Raw genomic sequence first — 19,735 nt, forward strand, 5'->3', positions numbered from 1 at the left:
TTATAAACGGTATCCCACACCTATGGCTATGTGCCCATATTTATAATTATCACTTGGGATACCTTCTTTTCTTTTAGCATTAGGAATATAGAAGTTGATATCTACACTACCTATAAATCTTTTCCACTCACCATAACCTCCTAAAAACAAGCGTGCATTTATCCCTTTTGCATCTCCAAAGTTGATGTTAGGACCTATACCTACTTGCAAACCATTAGTTTTGTGCATTCCACCTAAAATATAGAGAAAAGATACTTGATGAATATGATTATAACGATCGTAATCATCATTTTGTTGAGTTTGCAGGAAAGTATAATCTACACGAGTACTAAATTTAGACAATCGTCCATACTTTTCAGCATCATATCTATCGGCTTGAACATATACATTTATATGTGGGCGAAAAGATAAAGAAGTTGATGAAGAAGAGTCGTTATCTGGTTTTTCTCGGTTATTATATAAAAAAGGAAGTTGCGCTCCTATAACAAAATTGTTTTTAAGAGTTTGTGCCTGAGAAATAAAGGTGAATAGGGAAAATAAAAAAAGAAAATAAACTTTGTTCATTTCTTTATAAAAAAGCTATTGTGTAAAAAGAAAAAAGTCGGGATGACTGGACTCGAACCAGCGACCACACGCACCCCATACGTGTACGCTACCAACTGCGCCACATCCCGATTTTTATTTTTCAGTGTGCAAAAGTATTACTTTTTGTCGAAACTACCAAATAAATAAAAACAAAAAATTTATCTATGCAATTTATTTGTCTGATAATCTGAATCTATGATTTATGTATTATAATTATATTAGCAAATTTATAGAGTTGTTTTATCTATTTCTCTCAATATTCAAAATACAAATTAACTTTTTTAAAATATAAAATATTTCGGATTCTTTATTCCGTATTCACAATTATTTTATAATTTTGCAAAAATAGAATTTAGGAGATAATATGACAACTTTTAAGATAACAGATGAGCTCATTGAAAAGATTCAGCAACTCATTGAACAAAAACAAAATAAAGAACTAACAACCCTCCTAAGTGATTTGCACTATGCTGATATAGCAGAAATCATTCACGAATTAGATACTGAAGAGGGAGTATATATTATTCGTCTTATAGATGCACAAAAAACATCGGATGTACTCACTGAATTAGACGATGATTACCGCGAAAATATCTTAAAAAATCTTTCAGCAAAAGAAATTGCTGATGAAATTATCGAGTTAGACACCGACGATGCTGTAGATATCATTTCTGAACTGCCAGAAGATAGAAAAACAGAAGTTATTTCGCATATCAAGGATGTAGAACATGCAAAAGATATCGTAGATTTGCTTCGTTATGATGAAGATACTGCTGGGGGACTAATGGCGAAGGAGCTCGTAAAGGTAAATGAGAATTGGAATGTACTCAAATGTGTGAAAGAAATGCGAGAACAAGCGGCTCATGTTACTCGTGTACATTCTATTTATGTGGTAGATGATAATGATGTGCTAAAAGGCAGACTTTCACTTAAAGATTTGCTTACTACTTCCACACGATCAGAAGTGAAAGATATTTATATTCCAAAAGTAGACTACGTATATGTTACTGATACTGCTGAAGAAGTAGCTCACATAATGAGTAAGTATGACTTAGAAGCCATTCCTGTAGTGGATGAGATGAAACGCCTTGTAGGACGTATCACTATTGATGACGTGGTGGATGTAATTAGAGAAGAAGCTGAAAAAGACTATCAATTAGCAGCGGGTATCACCAATGATGTAGAGGCAGATGATAATATATGGAAACTCACTAAAGCGCGCTTGCCTTGGTTACTTATTGGAATGTTTGGAGGATTAGGAGCAGCGAGTATTATCAATGGTTTTCAGGATACGATGATGGTTTACCCTATATTATTGATATTCATTCCGCTTATTCAAGCTACTGCGGGAAATGTGGGGGTACAATCATCAGCGATAATAGTACAAGGGTTGGCGAATAATTCTATCGATGGCGAACTTATCAAGCGATTGCTTAAAGAATTTCTATTAGGACTCATCAACGGGGGAACTATTGCAGGAATAGTGATATTAGTAAGCCATTTTGCTTTTAAAGCTGAATATTTGGTAAGTATTACAGTAGCCATAGCACTCATAACAGTGATTGTAAATGCTGCTGTGATAGGTACTTTTATTCCGATACTTCTCCACAAACGCGGTATTGACCCAGCGGTTGCTACGGGTCCATTTATCACTACCAGCAACGATGTTTTGGGTATTTTGATTTACTTTTTTATTGCAAAAATGATATTAGGGTTTTAAAACAACCTTTATTTGTTTTTCAATATTCACTTTTTGTTATTTTACACTACTTCTGCAACTACAAAAGTGCTTCCTCCTACAAAGATAAAGTCGGTAGGAAGCGCTTGTGCTTTAGCGACATTTAAGGCTTCTGCAACTGAAGAATACGCCTCTCCTTGTAGTCCTTTTGCAGTAGCAATTTCCTTTAATGTGTTGACATTAAGCCCTCTTGCAATAGCAGGACTACAAAAATAATAGGTAGCTTCTTTTGGAAAAAGTTCTAAAACACTATTTACATTTTTTTCCTTTACAAAACCTACAACTATATGAAGGTGTGTATAGGTTTGCTTTTTGAGTTGTTTCATCACATAAGTAAGTCCGCCCACATTATGTCCTGTATCACATACTATAGTAGGGTAAGAACTAAGGGTTTGCCAACGACCTTTTAGGTTTGTATTGCGCACTACATGTAGAAGTCCTTGTGCAATATTCTCTGAAGTAATATCCCACCCTTGGTGAATAAGCAATTCAATAACAGCTATTACTCCTTTAATGTTTTTCTCTTGGTAAGCACCTTGCAAGTCGGTTGTAAGAGAAGTTTCTATGTGATTGGCAAAAATAATAGGAGCCTTCATTTCTTTAGCTCTTGCTGTGAAGACGGGAGCTGTTTCCTCTTGATATTCACTGATTACTACAGGTACATTTTGTTTGATAATACCAGCTTTTTCAAAAGCTATTTTAGGCAATGTATCTCCTAAAATATCTGTATGATCTTTGGAAATATTAGTAATAAGAGAAACTTCAGGAGAGATGATATTAGTGGAATCAAAACGACCTCCTAAGCCTACCTCTATTACAGCAATATCTACATTTTCTTTAGCAAAATAGCTGAAAGCCATTCCTACAGTCATTTCAAAAAATGATAGAGAATGTTCTTCCAAGAAAGGTCTGTTTTCAGTTATAAAATTCACCACATACTCTTCAGGGATTTCTTTTCCATCAATTTTAATGCGCTCACGGAAGTCTTTGAGATGAGGAGAAGTATATAATCCTACCTTATATCCTGCCTCTTGCAAAATAGAGGCGAGCATACTACTAGAAGAGCCTTTGCCGTTAGTACCAGCAATATGCAAACTTTTAAATTTTGTTTGAGGGTTTCCTAATGCCAAAGTGAAGGCGAGGATATTATCTAATTTGTTGTTCAAAGCAATTCTACCTTGTGTTTGAAACATTGGTAAACGGTTGAACATCCACGAAAGAGTTTCTTGATAATTCAATGTAAAAGATAGTTTTTAGTTGTTGTACAATCAAAAATGAGATAATTAGTTATAGTATAACCATTATCTCATTCTTGTTAAATATTAATTGATTTTTTATTCTCCAAGTTTAAAGTTAATAACAATAAAACCTATTTGTCGTGCAGGTGCATTGTCATCAGCATTCCATCGATGCATAGCAGCTGTTTTTCGAGCAGCTTCTAATAAACAAGGAGCTGAATTAGTAGTTCCTTTTACACCTGCTGTAGCTTTCACTACTTTACCACTGCGGTCTACTTCTATCTGTACAACTACACGTCCTTCCTCATTACAGTTTTGAGGTACTTTACCTTGTGAAGCGATAGAGCGACCATTGAGTCCCCAGCCTTTACCTGAACCACTACCTCCACCTGATCCATAGTAAGAATTAGCATACTGACTTCCATCTATCTGTCCTTGATAGCCAGGTTGGTTGCCATCGCCTTGTCCAGCGGTACCGCTACCTCCAGCATTAGCAGCTCCTAAAATATTAGAAAGTGCATCTGAGGTTTCTCGTGAAGGCTTAGGAGCAGGTTTAGGCGATTCTTTAGGAGGGTCTTTTTTAGGAGTTTCTTTCTTCTTTTCTTTCTTTTTAGGTACTTCAGGTACAGAAACTTCCTCATTGTTGTCTTGAGCCAAAAGGTTTTCTTTCACCTCTTGTGAAGTACTCTCTTCCGGCTGAGTTTGTGGTTGAGTTTGATTTTGCTCTTGTTTGGCAGCACTTGGTGGGGGCGTACGCTCTCCCATTCCTATTTCATCTACCCCATAGATAACTTCTACACCTTTCTCTGGGGGAGGATCTAAGTACTTCATTCCTGCAAAAAATAGGATAAAGATTACCAAACACATCACGACAGTAGTGAGTGCTAAGGCTTTACGTTTATGTTCTGTATCCAATAAATTCATATACTTTTCTATTTCGGACGTACAGCCAAAATAACCTTAAATTGGTTTTGATTTGCTACATCCATCACAGTTACCGCATTTTCAATAGGCACACTTTCTTCTACACGCAAAATAATAGTAGGGTTTTCTACTCCTTTGAGTGCTGATTTAAGTTCTGTATCAAGATTTTCTACTGAAATAGGTTTCTTGTCAATAAAAAAATTTAAATCTTTGTCTATGTTCACAGAAACATTTTGTATATTTGTACTTTTCCCTTTTGCTTTAGGTAATAGTAAATCAAGCGCATTAGGGCTGTTGGAAGTAATCATAAAAAATACTAACAACAAGAATACGATGTCCGTCATAGACGACATACTGAACTCTGGACTTACTTTGTTTCTACCTTTTAATTTCATAATTGTATAAGTAGTTTTTTTGAAACCTATAGAGGTTCGTTCAACAAGTCTAAGAATTCAACTGCATTGGCTTCCATTAGGTGTACCACTTTGTCAGTTTTTACTACTAGGTGGTTGTAGCCTACATAAGCGATAATCCCAACAATAAGCCCCGCTACAGTAGTAGCCATAGCTGTATAAATACCACTAGCTAATGATCCCATCTCTGCTTGTCCACCTGCAGATGCCATCTCGTGGAACGATAAAATCATGCCAACAACCGTACCTAAGAATCCAATCATAGGTCCTGCACCTGCAATAGTAGCTAAAATAGCAGTGTTCTTTTCAAGTTTATATACTTCTAAAGTACCTGCGTTTTCAATAGCCTTGTTGATATCTTCAAGTGGTTTTCCTATGCGTGACACTCCTTTTTCAATAAGACGTGCTACAGGGGTATTGGATTGCACACAAAGCATTTTAGCAGCATCCAAACGTCCCGCTGAGATACAATCACGTATCTTATACATAAAAGTTTTATCCACCTTAGAAGCTGCTTTAATGGCAAACAACCGCTCAAAATAGAGGAAAAGAGCCACAGCAAGCATAATAAAAAGAACAGCAATAATAATAATGCTACCTGTACCACCATCTACAATAATATCCATTATAGAAAGTGTTTTTTCTTGTACAGGAACAGTGTCGGTCGCAGTTGTAGCAACATCTACAGAAGTTTGTAATCCTAACATATTTTCTTAGTTTTCTGTTTATAATTTTTGTAAAAGTAAAAAAGCTACTCAGTATCCGAGTAGCTTTTAGTGGACTCTACTGGATTCGAACCAGTGACCCTCTGCTTGTAAGGCAGATGCTCTGAACCAGCTGAGCTAAGAACCCTAACATTAAATTGTAATTAACTTTGAAAAAACTAAACAAAAGTGGGTCCTACTGGATTCGAACCAGTGACCCTCTGCTTGTAAGGCAGATGCTCTGAACCAGCTGAGCTAAGAACCCTAACATTAAATTGTAATTAACTTTGAAAAAACTAAACAAAAGTGGGTCCTACTGGATTCGAACCAGTGACCCTCTGCTTGTAAGGCAGATGCTCTGAACCAGCTGAGCTAAGAACCCTTATGTTTTAAATCGGGTGCAAAGGTACTACTTTTTTTGAAACCTCCAAATTTTTTCGTGAAAAAAATAAAAAAATATTTATTCTTTTAGCATAAATTCGTATTCTAATCGGTTGAAATTAGTAATCATATAAGGAGCTTTATTCCATTCATTTTCAGGTTTGTTATCGTTGTAATTCTCGTGTACTGTATAGATATTTTTACCATTAAATCTCTTTCGACCTACTCCTGCAAAATAATAAGCATCACCGCTCCAACTACCCTTAATTTTAGGAAAATAAAGCACTAAAGTACGTCGTTTTGTAGGACAATGGTAAATTACGTGTTTATCTGTAGCTTCTATAAGTTCATAAACATCACTGAATTGATACTTTTCCATACATCCCCATTGCTCTTCGTAGAAAGGAAGTGAATCGGGGAATACAATAGGTTTTTCGTTTGTTAGACGAAAACTCACTTCGGTAGTATAACAATCGGGGGCTCCACAATCGAAAGTGTGAAGATTGAAAGGCAAATGTACTTTGATACTGTCCTTAGTAGTCTTAGCGAATCCTTGTAAGTAAAACTCTTCTAAATAGGTATTTTTTAGAATACTGTATTTCATTTGTTGCAAAACTAATTTTCGTACAGCTCTTTGATAACTCTCGTAGTCCTCACCATATTTTTCTTGCAAGATTTTTAATAAGCTATCATTTTTTGAGACTTTAATTTTAGGTTCAGTGGTATTAGCTTTTGCGACAACAGTGCTATCAATAGACATAACTATAGCAGTGTTACTTTGAGTAGTAGTCCCCTTCTGTATGCTAATAGTTTTTTCCTATTGACAATTTGTCAATAATATTACAAAAACGAAAAAAAGAATTGTATGTTTCATTTGGCAAAGATAAGAAATAATTGAAAATTAACAATTGAGTTCATTATATTATTTTTATATAAGAGCTTTTATATCAGTGTCTTTTGTATAGATAGATGATGGTTTCTTTGAGATTTTTCTTTTTGTGAAGCAAGACACTAGTATATATAACTATCACTAAAATCGAAAATTAAAATACTTTTCTTTTGTTTACTTTTAAAAAAGTATTACATTTGCCCAATATTTTTTATTCAAACAAAATAAACCACTCTATATTAATTTTTTTTAAAACTATTAAAAGAGGATAAACCGATGAAAAAAGAAGATATTCTAGAAGACTATGGCATCGCTGTTCTCAGTAGAGAATGCAGCTTGATGGGAAGAAAAGAAGTGCTTACAGGTAAAGCTAAATTTGGTATTTTTGGGGAAGGAAAAGAGGTGCCTCAGGTAGCTTTAGCAAGAGCTTTTCAAGATGGTGATTTCAGGAGCGGTTATTATCGCGATCAAACACTAATGATGGCTCTTGGCGTACATACTGTAGAGAATTTCTTTGCAGGGATATATGCACACGCTGACATAGAGGCAGACCCTACCAGTGCTGGACGCCAAATGGGGGGGCACTTTGCTACCCATAGTTTAGATGATGAAGGACATTGGAAAGATTTATTAAAACAAAAGAATAGCAGTAGTGATATATCGTGTACTGCTGGTCAAATGCCTCGATTGTTAGGTTTAGCACAAGCTTCTAAAGTGTATCGCGACTTACCTAATGCAGAAAGTAAAGGTTTCTCAAATCACGGTAATGAAGTAGCTTGGGGAACTATTGGTAATGCGAGTACTAGCGAAGGACACTTTTTTGAAATCCTTAATGCGGCGGGGGTAATGCAAGTACCCTTAGTAATGTCGGTTTGGGATGATGAGTATGGCATTTCAGTTCCTAAAGAATTTCACACTATTAAACAAAGTATTTCAGAAGCTTTAAAAGGTTTTGTGCGTGATAAAAAACACAAAGGGTTTGAACTATTTGTTGCTAATGGTTGGGATTATCCTACTTTGTATGACATTTACCAAAAGGCAGCCAAAATAGCCCGTGAGGAACATATACCCGTATTAGTACACGTGAAAGAACTTACTCAACCTCAAGGACACTCAACTTCAGGCTCACACGAGCGTTACAAAAGTGCTGAACGACTTCAGTGGGAAAAAGAATTTGACTGTATTACCAAAATGCGCGAATGGATTTTAGCTGAAAAATATGCTACTCAAGAAGAATTGGTAGCTATAGAACAACAAGCTAAGAAACGTGTGAATGAAGGTAAAAAAAGAGCTTGGGAAGCTTATATTAAACCTATTGAAAAAGAAAGAAAAGAACTTGTAGCTCTTCTCTCCTCATTGTTAACCAATACGAACGATAATACTATAAAAGAAAGAGTAAAGAGTTTATCAAAATCTCTTTTGGAAGTAGCTTTACCTAATCGCAAAGATGTGTTGAGTAGTGCGAGAAAAGCCTTGAGATTGTTATTACCAGAGGGTGAAAATAAAATACTTCCTTTACAAGAATGGATAAAGAACTACATAAAGGAAAATGAGCCTAAATATAGTCGATTTCTCCACACAGAGAATGAGCAAAATCCTATTCATATAGCAGAGGTACTTCCTACTTATGACGCATCAGAAGAACTTGTAGATGGGCGTATTGTATTGAGAGAGAATTTTGATGCTTTACTTACTAAATATCCTAATCTTTTGATATTTGGGGAGGATGTAGGTAATATAGGTGATGTAAACCAAGGATTAGAAGGTTTGCAAAAGAAATACGGAGCTGTAAGAGTAGCTGATACAAGTATTCGTGAAACAGCTATAGTGGGACAAGGTATAGGTATGGCAATGCGAGGTTTACGCCCAATTGCTGAAATTCAGTATTTAGACTATATTCTTTATGGATTACAAACGCTAAGTGATGATTTAGCCAGTTTGCACTATCGCACTTTTGGTAAGCAAATGGCACCTCTTATTATCAGAACGAGAGGACATCGTTTGCAAGGTATTTGGCATGCGGGTTCACCTATGGGGGTATTGTTGGCTTCTTTAAGAGGAATGTATATTCTCACCCCACGTAATATGGTGAAAGCAGCGGGCTTCTACAATACACTCTTGGAGGGTAATCAACCAGCTGTAGTGGTGGAATGCCTCAATGGTTATCGCTTGAAAGAAGCGTTGCCTAGTAATCTCACTGAGTTTAAGACTCCTATAGGAGTAGTAGAAACACTTCGTGAAGGAAAAGATATTACTGTAGTATCTTACGGGTCTACTTTGCGTATTGTGTGTGAGGTTGCTGATGAATTGGCTGCCTTGGGTATTGATATTGAAATTATTGATGTACAATCATTAGCACCATTTGATGTGCGTCACGATATAGTGAAGAGCATACAGAAAACCAACAGACTATTAGTAGTTGATGAAGATATGCCTGGAGCTACTTCGGCATATATTTTGCAGAAAATTTTGGAAGAACAAAATGCTTATCAGTATTTAGATAGTGCACCACAAACCTTGGCGGCAGGTAATCACCGTCCTGCTTATGCAACTGATGGTGATTATTTCTCTAAACCTAATGCCGATAGCATCATTGAGAAGATATACAGTATAATGCACGAAGTTAATCCTACAAAATATCCTACATTGTTGTAGTATTGTATTTTTCACTTTGTCAAAGTTTTAGGACTTTGACAAAGTGAATTTTAATCGTCATCGTTATCTTCTTGAAAATCATTTAAGAGATTATCAATAGCACGGCGATCTTTTTTAGTAGGGCGACCTTCTCCTTTTTCGCGGTAATAGTCCTGAGCAAGTTTTTGTATTTCGGCTTGCTCAAAAGCTTCAGGAGGTGTGTTATCTTGACGATAAAGGTCTACTAACTTAGCTCCCACACGACTTTCAGGGATGTCTAAAACCTCTAATTGGTAGTTGATTTGGTTTTTACGTACTACTATTTGGTCGTTTTTATAAATCTCACGTGAAGGTTTTACTGTTTCGCCATTTACTTTGATGTGACCTTTTTTACAAGCTTCAGTAGCAATATTGCGTGTTTTGAAGTAACGTACACACCATAAATATTTATCAATTCGCATTCTTTTATAATTTTAAAAATAACAATGAGGTGCAAAAGTAAGAAATAATTTGCATCTTGCGCCCCAAAAATAAGACAATATTTTATATGATAAACAAAATTCTATTTAGCATCAGTGTAATAGTTCTGCTATTAACTATAGGTTGTAAGAAAAACGACAGTTCTAATGTAACACCACCAAGAGATGTTACAGAAGTGAGGAATGAAAACAATCAAGCTATTGAAACATTTTTAAAAACACATACTTACACATATTCAGCTACGGCAGCTATATCGGATGCTGTTACCTTCACAAGTACAACTAATGTTTCACAATCGATTTTTAATAATAGTAATCTAAAGAAAATGGAATTAGATGTATTTGATGCCAACAATAATCGCATTCGTCATACCTTGTATTATATGGTATTACAAGAAGGTACAAGCACCCATACCACTTCTATTGCCGACTCAGTATATGTAAACTATAAAGGTCAGTTACTCAACTTAACTGTATTTGATGAAACTACAACTCAATCATCATCTAATTGGATGGATTTACTGGGAAATATTGTTACAAATCGTCCTTCAGGCACAATCAGAGGTTTTAGAGAAGGTGTGGCTAAACTAAAACCTTCATTAACAAAGCTTATTCAAAATTCCGATGGTACACTTACCGCTCCTACCGATGGAGGAGTAGGGGTATTCTTTATTCCTGCAGGTTTAGGTTACTTTAATAATACTCAGGCAAAAATACCAGCTTATTCACCTTTAATTTTTACAGTAAGACTTATCGCTGCTCGTCACGCCGATCACGATCACGACGGCAAACCATCTAAAGATGAAATTGTACGTGATAACTATGGAGTGGTTACTTATCCTGATTGCGATGAGAAGAAAGACCAATCAAATCTTCCTGATTATTTAGATGCCGATTGTAAGTAAAATGAAAAAGCATATCCCTAATTTAATTACTTTAGGAAACCTCTTTTGCGGAACTGTAGCGGTTGTTTTTGCTGTAAGAGGAGCTCTTGATTGGACAGCTCTCTTTGTAGCGATAGGTATTTTCCTTGATTTTTTTGACGGTTTTTTTGCCCGTTTGCTACACGTGAAATCAGAAATGGGGTTACAGTTAGATTCTTTAGCTGATATGGTTACCTCAGGAGTAGTACCAGGTGTTGCGATGTTTCAGTTGTTTAACCAAAGTAGTTACGTAGTAGAAAATCCAACAACTTGGGCAGCCTACTTACCTTATATAGGTTTTCTTATCACTTTAGCATCAGCCTATCGATTGGCGAATTTTAACATAGATACGCGGCAAACTTCTGGTTTTATAGGGCTTCCTACTCCAGCTAATACAATGTTTATCCTTTCTCTACCGCTTATAATGCAATACCAATCAACAGAACTATTTGATAGTTTATTGCATAATAGTTGGGTTTTATTAGGAATTACATTGTTGAGTGCATATTTACTGAATGCTGAAATAGCCCTCTTTGCATTGAAGTTCAGTGATTATTCATTTAAGAATAATGCATTGAAGTATATATTTTTAGCACTTTGTGTTATTCTACTTGTAAGTTTAAAAATGATTGCTGTTCCTATAATCATTTTATTGTATATTATTCTTTCCTTACTACCTAAGCGATAAATCACGCTTCATTCTATCTAAATTGATTTTAGGTTTTTGTAAGAAGATAACACTATCAATAACTACTTGCTTGGATTTTGGGTATACCCCTAAACTATCCATTAGCAAGTAGTTTTTTTGTTTGAAGCGCAATATATAGGGCATTTTGTAAAGTGTAATATCACTAATGCCTTTGTTTTTAATGTAGTTGTTTACCATTGGATTGATAGAAGTTGTATCGACCTGATAGACACTCAGTTTATTACCTTGCCTAATAGTGATTATCTTATCTTTGTACTTACTAAATACTAACATTTCTTCGGTAGTTTCTAATTGGTATTTGTGATAGAAAAGTACCCCTTGAAACAAAAGTACAGAAACGAGAAGAGCTACCAATACTTTATATTTCCTATAATGTACAAAGATGATGAGTACTAGTACTATTACTAAAGAAGAAAGAAGTAGGGGAGTTGTGAAAGGTATATTGCGTATGATAAACATTTCTTGATGTGCTATAAAAGCTACTAAAATGTTCATCAGAGTTATTAATTTTTCTAAGACAAAAATTATAGGGTAAGGCAAAATATCTAAACCTCCCAAACATAGAGCAATGATACCTCCTATAAGTATAGGTTGTAACAAAGGTACTACTACCAAGTTAGAAACAAAGAACAAAATAGGAAATTGATGAAAATAGTATAAACTGATGGGCAAAACAACTATTTGAGCAGATAATCCTACCAAAAATAAAGACCAAATCCATCGGATGTATTTATTTTTAGGTAGCCACCATTTCCGCATTACAGGGTAAAATTTCATTATAGAAAATACAGCTGCATAACTCAACTGGAAGCCTACATCATATAAATAATAAGGATTGATAAGCAACAAAAACAACATTGAGAGCATTAAAGCATCGAATCGCCCTTGTTTTCGGCGTATAAGGGTACCCAACCCTACGAAACTAAACATTATAGTTGCTCTCAATACAGAAGGAGAAGCCCCAGCTATTAAAGCAAAAGTCCACAATCCTGCTAACAAGATGAAGTATCGCAATGGGCGATAAAATCCCAAATTAGGCATTTTTTGCAGCAGTAATAGAAGTATAGCCGTGATAATTCCGACGTGTAAGCCCGAAATAGCTAAAATATGTACTGCACCAGCATCTACATATTGTTGATAAATATTTTCATCTAAATCACTACGCTTTCCTAAGAGTAATGTATTTAAGAGGGCAGCAGACTCGCGATTGAAATTTTGATTGATTACAGCAGTTAGATGAGAACGCATTTTTTCAATATTTCCCATAAAACCTACTGTATTATTTTTAACAATAGAAAATGTTATTACTTCCGCCCGACCCAATACTCCTTTTCGTTCCATATATCGTTTATAATTAAACTGATATGGATTTTTAGGAGGTGGTATAAGTGTATATTTTCCTACAAAAATTAATCTATCGGTTGGAGCTAATTGTTTTACATCATCGCTAATTGCTTTAGAAGGAAAAAAACACAAGATTTTACCTTCAGTACTGTTATAATTTGCTGTTAAAAGTTCAGCTTTAAAGGTAGTACCATAATTGGTTTGAGAAGTTAATTCTATTATCTCGGCTTCTAAGGTGTAATATTCATTGGTATTTAGTATTTGTGTATAATGTTTAGGGGTATGAGTAGGAGTATGAAGGTTTGTTATTAGCATACCTACAGCTATAGAAGTGATGCCTACGTGTAATAGAATTCCGTGACGGAAAACATATCGTTTAGTAGTTAATAAATGATGTATTGTTAAAGTAAAAAGCAAACATAGAGTACTACTTAAAGCAAACAAAAAAGAGGGAACTATTACATCAGTAATAGCAATCCCTCCTATGAGTCCTAATAATATGGTTAATATGGGAATATTTACGAATCTCACATTACACGTTTTGCCATACGAAAGGCTTTTTTGTAATAAGCATCACTTAATGAAGATATTACAACCCCTCTTTTAGAGGAAGAATGAATGAACTTCACATCACCATCTATGTCTACTACCATACCTACGTGAGAAATTCTATTTCTCTTAGTAGTTTTAAAAAATAGCAGATCTCCTACTTGTACATTTTCCAAACTTATTTTTCGCCCTTGGGTAGCCATCTCTTGTGAAGAACGAGAAAGAGGTACTGCTATAGATTTGAAAGTAGTACTTACAAAACCAGAACAATCCATTCCTTTACGAGTAACTCCTCCGTGACGATAAGGTGTTCCTAAGTAAGAAAAAGCAGTGTCTAGCAATATTTTTTGCTGTTTAGTATCAACTTTACTTTTTGATAAAGAAGGGAGTGCTATATCAGTATTATCAATAATTTCTGCTTCTTCAAGAATTTCTTCATCTTCCAAATCATCGTCTAAATTTTCTTGTGCAATAGCTGTGTTTTCAGCATACAGCTGGTTTGCTTTTTTAGGAGTGTATTTCTTTTGGTTTTTATTTCTTGAAGCTACTGCACGCCCTTTTATAGGAGCTTTTCCTTTAGCAGCAACTGTTTTTTTACTTTTGCCAATGGATTTCTTTTTTGCACTTTGTTGAGCTACCCTATGTTTAGGAGGTGTCTTTTTTCCTTTGGTGGTAGTTGTAGCAACTTTAGTTTTTCCCTTTTTAGGAGGGCTATAAGTTTTCTTTTTAGGTTTCTTACTTACTATCATAGTATTTTCAGCACTTACTTTTACAGTAGTGCTTTTCTCGTTTTTTTGTATACCTTCTGTAAAAGAAGACAAACAAAAAAGTAGTGTAAATAGGCCTAAAAGTCTTAAAATGTACATAAATAGAAAGGTTATAAAGTTATTAAATTAGTGTCTTTTCTGCTATAAGGAGACTCTCTCCTTTTTCATCTAAATCAAATAGAATACTATCTCCCTCATGTATTTGGTCGGATACGATTTCTTCAGCTAAAAGATCTTCCACATACTTTTGTATAGCACGTTTTAGAGGGCGTGCTCCATACTGTTTGTCGTAACCTTTATCAGCTATAAAGTTTTTAGCTTTTTCGCTCAGTTCTACGTGGTAACCTAAATCGTTGATACGAGAATAAAGTTTAGAGAGTTCAATATCAATGATTTTGAAGATGTCTTCTTTACTAAGTGGGTTGAAAGTGATGACATCATCGATACGATTGAGAAACTCGGGTGCAAAAACTTTTTTCAAAGCATTTTCAACGATTGATTTTTCATTAGCCTCAGATTGAGCCAATCGTGCAGAAGTACCAAAGCCAACACCTTGTCCGAATTCTTTTACTTGGCGAGCGCCTATGTTAGACGTCATAATGATGATGGTATTTCTAAAGTCGATTTTTCGTCCTAAGCTATCAGTTAGGAAGCCATCGTCTAATACTTGCAAGAGCATATTGAAAACATCAGGGTGAGCTTTCTCAATTTCGTCTAAAAGCAGTACAGAGTAAGGTTTGCGGCGTATTTTTTCAGTAAGTTGTCCACCTTCTTCATATCCAATATATCCTGGAGGTGCTCCTATGAGTCGAGAGATAGAGAATTTTTCCATATACTCACTCATATCAATACGCACCATAGCATCTTCAGAATCAAAAAGTTCTTTAGAGAGTACTTTAGCAAGTTGAGTTTTTCCAACACCTGTTTGTCCTAAGAAAATAAAGGAACCTATAGGTTTATTAGGGTCTTTAAGTCCTGTACGATTGCGTTTGATAGATTTTACAACTTTTTCCACAGCTTCATCTTGTCCTATGATTTTAGATTTCATAGCAGTAGATAAGCCAGAGAGTTTGTTGATTTCAGTTTGAGCGATTCTATTCACGGGGATGCCACTCATCATAGAGACGACATCGGCGATATGTTCAGCTGTTACTGTGTCGCGATGTAGTTTAGAATCCTCATCCCATCGTTTGTTGAGATCTATTAATGATTTTTCGATGTATTTTTCATTATCGCGCAAGCGTGCAGCTTCTTCAAACTGTTGACGAGAAACGGCTCTATTTTTAGCTTGTGTAGCTTGTTCTAATCGTTCTTCTACGTCTAAAATATACTGAGGTACTTTTACCTGCATAATATGGATTCGCGCTCCAGCTTCGTCTAAGGCATCAAGAGCTTTATCAGGTAAATAGCGATCGGTGAGGTAGCGATTGGTGAGTTTTACACACGCCTCGATAGCATCTTCGGTATAAATTACATTGTGGTGTTCTTCGTATTTAGCTTTGATATTTTGAAGAATCTGAATGGTTTCGTCTACACTAGTAGGTTCTACTAGTACTTTTTGGAATCGACGTTCTAAAGCGCCATCTTTTTCGATAGATTGTCGGTACTCGTCTAAAGTGGTAGCCCCAATACATTGTATTTCGCCTCTTGCTAAGGCAGGTTTGAACATATTTGAAGCATCTAAACTTCCTGAAGCTCCTCCTGCGCCTACTAAAGTATGAATTTCATCTATAAAAAGAATAATATCTCTGTTTTTTTCGAGTTCATTCATTATAGCTTTAAGGCGTTCTTCGAATTGTCCGCGATACTTTGTGCCAGCAACTAAAGAAGCTAAATCGAGAGTAACAACACGTTTGTTATACAATACACGTGCCACTTTTCTCTGAACAATACGTAAAGCTAATCCTTCAGCGATAGCACTTTTCCCTACACCAGGTTCACCTATAAGAATAGGGTTGTTCTTCTTACGTCGGCTTAATATTTGAGATACACGTTCTATTTCTTTATCACGTCCTACTACGGGGTCTAACTGGCCTTGTTCGGCAAGAGAGGTTAGGTCTCTTCCGAAATTATCTAATATAGTATTTTTTCTTTGGTTGTATTGTCCTTGTCCTTGTTGAGTTCTATTGTTTCTGTTTTCGTGGGGTAAGCGATAGTCTCTGTCGTATTCGTCTACTTCATTAGTAGGCATTGTAGGAGTAGAAATTTCTGAGTTATTATCGTCTTGTACAGGATAAAATCTGTCGCGTGCTGTTTCGTAGTTTACACCTAATTTGTTAAAAACCTTTGTAGTAGGGTCATTTTCATTGCGCAAAATACTCAATAATAAATGTGCCGTATTTATCACATCCGATTGCATTCTTTTCGCTTCTAAATAAGTAGCTTGCATAGCTCTTTCAGCTTGAACAGTGAAGTGAACAGCATTGAAATTAGGCGGATTGAGACCGCGAGCAGAAGTAAGGGTATGGATATTTTGTCTGAGCCTTTCCATATCAATATTGAGATTATTCAATAAGTTTATGGCGCTACCTTCATTTTCTTGTAGTATTGCTAATATGAAATGCTCAGTGCCTACAGTAGATTGCCCTAAACGTACTGCTTCTTCTTTGCTATATGTAAATATTCTTTTAACTCTTGGTGAAAAGTTATCGTTCATAGTAAAATTCTCCTTTTGTATTAAAATCCCATAATAGGGCTAAAACACGGCAAAGGTAGTAAATAAATATGATAAAACAAAATCTCATTGAAAATATTTTATTTTAAGCACAATTCATTAAAAATATTGAACGTTATTTTTTTCATCGCAAAAAGTTTGTCTAATGCAGCATCAATTTGATCGTTAGGGTAGGGAAGTGTATTCATCAAATCGTTGCAATTGAAAGGTTTAGAAGATAGCAATTGAAGAATATCAGACTCTAATTTTTGTTTGTCTATTTTGGATGAAATAGATTGAGTGGTACAATTGGAACATATTCCACAACGGTTTTCTTTTTTTTCGCCAAAATATTCTAATAGAAATATACTTCGACAAGTATTTTCATCTTTTAAGTATTGATATACTTTGTTTTGCAATAATTGTTTGGTATAGTTATACTCTTTGATATGTTTGCCAATGCTATTGATAGTGCGATCATCATCACGAGGCACATTAAAAATAAGTTGTATGTCGGCAGTGTCACATTTTAAAACACCTATTCCATCATTATGCAGAGTTTCTAAATATCCCATAATTTCTTTATGGGATTTTTCGGTACGTTCCATCAGTTTGGCCATTTCTAACTCTACAGGGAAGTGAAAAATTAGTTCGTAACACCTCATAAGATAAATCGTAATATTTTTGATATATCGATGAGTAGTTATATACTTCACTAATTGTTCAGGAGTAGCTTTCATTTGGAAAGTAACCTTGTTGTAGAAATGGTGGTTGAAGGAAATAATGGAAAACCTATCTAATACTTGCAAAGCGTTATAAGTTTTTAAAGGTAATAGATTATAGCGTTTGCAAAATTCAGGAAATAGAAAACTATAGGTGTTTTCAGTACCTTCTCCTATGGCTATTTGAAAGTAACTATTGAGCTTACTATAAACAATTTTTAGATAAGGAATGTCTATAAGATATTCATTTAGAAGTTTTTCGGCATTTTTTATATCTACCTCGTTGTAGAAAACGATAGCCTCGGCAGGGTTGCCATCTCTACCAGCACGTCCTGCCTCTTGGAAATAATCTTCTAAGGTTTGAGGGATATCCCAATGAATCACCCAACGGACATCGGGTTTATCAATTCCCATACCAAAGGCATTTGTAGCTACCATTACACGTACATCGTTTAGTAACCACATACTCAGTTTGTTATTTTTTTCTTCAGCTGGGAGTCCACCGTGGAAATAAGTAGCTGAAATATCGTGACTTTCTAACAAATGAGCTAACTGTACACAACCATTTCTACTTCGCAAATATATAATGACTGTACCTTCGGTTGTTCTTAGCAGTTGCAAAAGGTGGTGAAATTTGCTTTTTACTTTATATACTTTGTAGGCTATATTAGGGCGAGCTAAAGAAGTACTAATTACATTTGCTTTTTCGATGCCTAATTGATGTAAAATATCTTGTTGTACTTGAGGGGTAGCAGAAGCGGTGAGAGCTAATAAAGGTATATTAGGGAATTGTTCTTTGAGCCATTTACACTGTAAATAAGCAGGGCGGAAATCCTTGCCCCAGAGCGATACGCAATGAGCTTCATCTATCACTATTAGATTGATAGGCATTACTTTGAGGTAATTACGCACGACTTCTTGTTGTAGACGTTCAGGAGAAAGGTATAAGAATTTGTATTGCCCATAGAGAGCGTTGTTTAGCAGGCGTTCTAACTCGGGGTAGGGTAGACCTCCGGCTAATGATAATGCACGTATTTCTCTGTTTTTAAGCGCTTCAACTTGGTCGGTCATCAGGGCTATCAGTGGAGAGACCACTATACATATACCTTTGCGCATCATAGCGGGTACTTGGAAAGTAATAGATTTTCCTCCACCTGTAGGCAATAAGGCTAAGGTATCATTACTTTCTAAAACTGATTTGATTACAGCTTCTTGAGAGTTGCGAAAATTATCGTATCCCCAATATTTTTTTAGTGTGTATAGAGGTTCATTTTCCATAGTATTACTCTTAGTAATTTTTATAAACAGAGCGTGCTAATTGAGGAAAATCTATAAACGGATTGCGGTTGCCTTGGGCTTGTTCAATTACATTATTACGTTGGCGCTCAAGGTCGGAAACGGGGTCTTCATCATTCCATTTTAAGAGTGTTTCAATTCCCCCTATAACAATTTTATTGTCGATTTTATCGTTATAACGCAAATTGATATACATAATCATTCGAGCGACATCACCTTTCCATTCGTCGCCAGGATACCAAGCGCTATTGATACGTCCAGCTTTTCCAGAGCCATTGGTAAAAGGTATATTTCCTCTACTGCTATTGAGCTTGCTATCACAAGCTTTTAGGTGGTGCAAATCACCTTTAGCATCTCCTTTACTGTATTTTGATTGAGGGAAAATATGTTCGGTGTTGAAAGTTTGAGGTTCATAATTATTGCTACCACTCTTATATTCCTTCCAATAACGCTCTTCCCCAGTGTAGACTAATACTACATTTTCAGGATTTTTAAGACTAGCATCGGCTTTGTATAGGTATTTGTGACGATCATAATAACTTAAAAAATTAGTATGTTTGCTGATAGTAAGTACCGCTAAATCATCGTACAAAGCTTTTCCATTTTTAGCAAAATGAATTCCTTTGTAATAGTTTTGTAGTGCTTTAGGCACTATAATATTATTAGGAGGGGTAACAGGGCGTTCTTGAGCTTGTTCTTTGTTATTGCAAGCTAACAAGAATATTGTAAATAATAAAATGTAAAGCTTTTTCATTTGTATTTAGTTTTAAGTAATTTATGTAAGAAA

Annotated in this window: 16 protein-coding genes and 4 tRNA genes; 4 read left to right on the forward strand and 16 right to left on the reverse strand. The window is 35.4% G+C overall.

What is annotated here, in order from left to right:
* Both Q0162_RS03425 and Q0162_RS03430 read right to left on the reverse strand, forming a co-directional pair.
* Positions 1-564 carry a hypothetical protein gene (locus Q0162_RS03425; protein ID WP_297889133.1) on the reverse strand — a complete coding sequence of 188 codons (564 nt, stop codon included), beginning with the start codon at positions 562-564 and terminating at the stop codon, positions 1-3.
* A gap of 37 nt (positions 565-601) precedes the next feature.
* Positions 602-674 (reverse strand) — tRNA-Pro (locus tag Q0162_RS03430).
* A gap of 275 nt (positions 675-949) precedes the next feature.
* Between Q0162_RS03430 and mgtE the strand changes: the two genes are divergently transcribed.
* Entirely contained in the window at positions 950-2,305 is a 1,356-nt protein-coding gene (gene mgtE / locus Q0162_RS03435) for a magnesium transporter (RefSeq protein WP_002678011.1), read from the forward strand.
* Between the two features lie 41 nt (positions 2,306-2,346).
* Here mgtE and Q0162_RS03440 read toward each other — a convergent pair whose 3' ends face one another.
* The 8 genes from Q0162_RS03440 to Q0162_RS03475 form a co-directional block, all read right to left on the reverse strand.
* A complete protein-coding gene (locus Q0162_RS03440) occupies positions 2,347-3,561 on the reverse strand; it encodes a folylpolyglutamate synthase/dihydrofolate synthase family protein (RefSeq protein WP_297889140.1) in 1,215 nt (404 codons plus the stop codon).
* A gap of 96 nt (positions 3,562-3,657) precedes the next feature.
* A complete protein-coding gene (locus tag Q0162_RS03445) occupies positions 3,658-4,485 on the reverse strand; it encodes an energy transducer TonB (protein ID WP_297889143.1) in 828 nt (275 codons plus the stop codon).
* Between the two features lie 8 nt (positions 4,486-4,493).
* Positions 4,494-4,880 carry a biopolymer transporter ExbD gene (locus Q0162_RS03450; RefSeq protein ID WP_297889146.1) on the reverse strand — a complete coding sequence of 129 codons (387 nt, stop codon included), beginning with the start codon at positions 4,878-4,880 and terminating at the stop codon, positions 4,494-4,496.
* A 26-nt stretch (positions 4,881-4,906) separates the two neighbouring features.
* Complete coding sequence (locus tag Q0162_RS03455; RefSeq protein ID WP_297889149.1) at positions 4,907-5,605, reverse strand: MotA/TolQ/ExbB proton channel family protein; 699 nt, start codon at positions 5,603-5,605, stop codon at positions 4,907-4,909.
* Between the two features lie 70 nt (positions 5,606-5,675).
* Positions 5,676-5,750: transfer RNA gene (locus Q0162_RS03460), tRNA-Val, on the reverse strand.
* Positions 5,751-5,792: 42 nt separating this feature from the next.
* Positions 5,793-5,867, reverse strand: a tRNA-Val gene (locus tag Q0162_RS03465).
* 42 nt (positions 5,868-5,909) lie between these two features.
* A tRNA-Val gene (locus Q0162_RS03470) sits at positions 5,910-5,984 on the reverse strand.
* A 78-nt stretch (positions 5,985-6,062) separates the two neighbouring features.
* Positions 6,063-6,743: a hypothetical protein gene (locus tag Q0162_RS03475; RefSeq protein ID WP_297889152.1), complete on the reverse strand. Its 681-nt coding sequence runs from the start codon at positions 6,741-6,743 to the stop codon at positions 6,063-6,065.
* Between the two features lie 405 nt (positions 6,744-7,148).
* Here Q0162_RS03475 and Q0162_RS03480 point away from each other — a divergent pair, with 405 nt between their 5' ends.
* On the forward strand, positions 7,149-9,527 hold the full coding sequence (locus Q0162_RS03480) for a thiamine pyrophosphate-dependent enzyme (protein ID WP_297889155.1): 2,379 nt from the start codon (positions 7,149-7,151) through the stop codon (positions 9,525-9,527).
* Positions 9,528-9,577: 50 nt separating this feature from the next.
* On the opposite strand, the gene Q0162_RS03485 is transcribed toward Q0162_RS03480, so the two are convergent.
* Positions 9,578-9,967 carry an RNA-binding S4 domain-containing protein gene (locus Q0162_RS03485; protein WP_095900459.1) on the reverse strand — a complete coding sequence of 130 codons (390 nt, stop codon included), beginning with the start codon at positions 9,965-9,967 and terminating at the stop codon, positions 9,578-9,580.
* 86 nt (positions 9,968-10,053) lie between these two features.
* On the opposite strand from Q0162_RS03485, the gene Q0162_RS03490 reads away from it, so the two are divergent.
* Together Q0162_RS03490 and Q0162_RS03495 are read left to right on the forward strand one after the other, a co-directional pair.
* Positions 10,054-10,890: an FKBP-type peptidyl-prolyl cis-trans isomerase gene (locus Q0162_RS03490; RefSeq protein ID WP_297889157.1), complete on the forward strand. Its 837-nt coding sequence runs from the start codon at positions 10,054-10,056 to the stop codon at positions 10,888-10,890.
* A gap of 1 nt (position 10,891) precedes the next feature.
* Entirely contained in the window at positions 10,892-11,596 is a 705-nt protein-coding gene (locus Q0162_RS03495) for a CDP-alcohol phosphatidyltransferase family protein (RefSeq protein WP_297889159.1), read from the forward strand.
* Here the strand turns inward: Q0162_RS03495 and Q0162_RS03500 are convergent.
* The 5 genes from Q0162_RS03500 to Q0162_RS03520 form a co-directional block, all read right to left on the reverse strand.
* Positions 11,582-13,492 (reverse strand): ComEC/Rec2 family competence protein, encoded by a 1,911-nt coding sequence (locus Q0162_RS03500; RefSeq protein ID WP_297889161.1) that lies wholly within the window; start codon positions 13,490-13,492, stop codon positions 11,582-11,584. The genes Q0162_RS03495 and Q0162_RS03500 overlap by 15 nt on opposite strands.
* Complete coding sequence (locus Q0162_RS03505) at positions 13,489-14,376, reverse strand: NlpC/P60 family protein (protein ID WP_314550971.1); 888 nt, start codon at positions 14,374-14,376, stop codon at positions 13,489-13,491. The genes Q0162_RS03500 and Q0162_RS03505 overlap by 4 nt, the downstream gene beginning before the upstream one ends.
* Before the next feature lie 22 nt (positions 14,377-14,398).
* Complete coding sequence (locus Q0162_RS03510) at positions 14,399-16,933, reverse strand: ATP-dependent Clp protease ATP-binding subunit (protein WP_297889166.1); 2,535 nt, start codon at positions 16,931-16,933, stop codon at positions 14,399-14,401.
* A gap of 98 nt (positions 16,934-17,031) precedes the next feature.
* Positions 17,032-18,930: an ATP-dependent DNA helicase RecQ gene (locus Q0162_RS03515; protein WP_297889169.1), complete on the reverse strand. Its 1,899-nt coding sequence runs from the start codon at positions 18,928-18,930 to the stop codon at positions 17,032-17,034.
* A gap of 10 nt (positions 18,931-18,940) precedes the next feature.
* A complete protein-coding gene (locus Q0162_RS03520) occupies positions 18,941-19,702 on the reverse strand; it encodes an endonuclease (protein WP_278637165.1) in 762 nt (253 codons plus the stop codon).
* Between the last annotated feature and the right edge of the window lie 33 nt (positions 19,703-19,735).

The sequence above is a fragment of the uncultured Capnocytophaga sp. genome, assembly GCF_937936315.1.
GTDB lineage: Bacteria > Bacteroidota > Bacteroidia > Flavobacteriales > Flavobacteriaceae > Capnocytophaga.